Genomic DNA, 1,761 nt, shown 5'->3' with positions numbered 1-1,761 from the left:
AAAAAAGCACGGATTCGACATTAGGAATAAGGCGGGAGTCAATATCGACACCTCGTTTTTTATCGGGATGCAGTTTTGAAAGGATAAAATCGACATCCTGCGCTCCGTAGGGGACTCCGCAATAACGTGCGTCTCGGTTAAGGTAGTCCAATTTGTCGGGATCAAGCGCTCCTGACAGAAGTTTGCGGTAAAAATGAAGCTCATCACTCTGAATTCCCTTTTTTTCCTTGTCGATTATCGCCGCGGTTAGCTCTGGATCCGCTCCTGTCGCCCCTACAAGGCTTTTCATGGGTTCTTTCATGATAATTCCGCCTGTAAGCGACTCGTGGGAAGACAGGGACAGCTCTTTTAATGAGTGGGTATAGGGAAAATGACCAAGATCGTGGAGCAGGCAAGCGGCAAGGAAGGAATTTTTCCCTTCGTTTGTCAGCCACTCTTCGGCTCCTCGTTCCGAAAGGTTTTTTAACAGTCTTTTGCCTAAATGGTAGACGCCTATTGAATGACTTGCCCTTGTATGCGTTGCCCCGGGATAGACAAGGTATACAGGACCTAACTGCATAATCCTATTTAGGCGCATAAAAGGGGCGGATTCTGTCAATTTAGCCTGATTTTCAGTCATATAAACATGTCCCCATAAAATGTCCCTTATAGGGTGAGTGTCTTTATCAATCAAAGGATTTTCGGTATTTTTCTTCATTATTAGTGAAATTATAGATAATTTTATTTTTTTTTACTAGAATATAAAGTAGTGTGTAAATTCAGTATACGCCTGTCGGCGTTAGCCTTATTTTTATCTATCTCGATGTTTGCCTTCTCTCAGGAACAGATGGACAGGGTAGCTAGGGGTTCCATTCCCGAAGAATTACTGCGTCCGAAAAGGGGAGAAGCGCCGCGCTACCCGATTGATATTGTAATTGGAGAACTTGGCAAGGGAACCGCCTCAGACGCCGCTTTTTCTTTCGCGAATTATATAGGTTCGGCTTTTTTATCGGGAAATATGGAAAATTCCGCTCTTGCCTCTATTGACTCTGTTTTAAGACAAAGCCTTTTATCATCGCTTGATGTTATTTCTCCGTTAAGTTTCAGGCTTGGCGGCGGTAGAGAAGAGGCGGACGGCGCTGTTTCTTTTTTGATTCGGTTTATCGGAAAAGATCAGGGAATTACAGGGGAATTGTATATCAGGTACACGTCAAGACAGAGCAAGGGAGAAGACGGAGAAGTTAAAACGTCTGGGAGATGGATATTTGAAGAATTGCTTCTTGAAGAACCGAAAGACCGCAATGTTGAAGAAAAAGAATCGATATACCGAAATGACTTTTATCCTTATGAGAGGTTTTATTAAAATTTTATGTCAACACCTGTAGGGCGAATAGAAAAAGAATTCCTTTTTAACGCGATATTTGAAGAAAAAATTTCTTTAATGCATATGAGGGATAGAGTAGAGTATATTTTTAAACTTGATCAGAAGGCGGGCGAAGAATTGGTTTTTCGCTGTGATAAACCTTTAGGCAAGTTAAAACCACATACAAAATTGCCGATTATGTTTAATTACCGCGGGCAGGTGATAGATTTTACCGCGGAATTAATAGCGCAAAAAGAAGATCTTATTTATTGCAAGACTCCCGCTTCGTTATATAAAAATCTGGATCGTAATTATTTAAGAGTTGACGCTCCGTCCGACATAAAAATTCTTTTTACTTTTCGCGGGGATCGTTATAATCTTGCCTTCCCAAAGGTTTCTGAATATGAAAGCATTACAGC

2 protein-coding genes and 1 pseudogene are annotated in these 1,761 nt (G+C 41.3%); 2 read left to right on the top strand and 1 reads right to left on the bottom strand.

Annotation, left to right across the window (positions count from 1 at the left end; all coding sequences use genetic code 11):
* Positions 1-619, bottom strand: a 619-nt coding sequence (locus ACYVTD_RS12375; protein ID WP_461248060.1) for an HD domain-containing protein, incomplete at its 3' end; no start/stop codon positions are given.
* A gap of 129 nt (positions 620-748) precedes the next feature.
* On the opposite strand from ACYVTD_RS12375, the gene ACYVTD_RS12370 reads away from it, so the two are divergent.
* Together ACYVTD_RS12370 and ACYVTD_RS12365 are read left to right on the top strand one after the other, a co-directional pair.
* Positions 749-1,342: a hypothetical protein gene (locus ACYVTD_RS12370; RefSeq protein ID WP_461248059.1), complete on the top strand. Its 594-nt coding sequence runs from the start codon at positions 749-751 to the stop codon at positions 1,340-1,342.
* A 6-nt stretch (positions 1,343-1,348) separates the two neighbouring features.
* Positions 1,349-1,761 (top strand): annotated as a pseudogene (locus tag ACYVTD_RS12365) (PilZ domain-containing protein); the annotation flags it as partial.

Source organism: Treponema sp. R6D11 (genome assembly GCF_054786075.1).
This window is presented reverse-complemented; position numbering and strand designations above follow the sequence as displayed.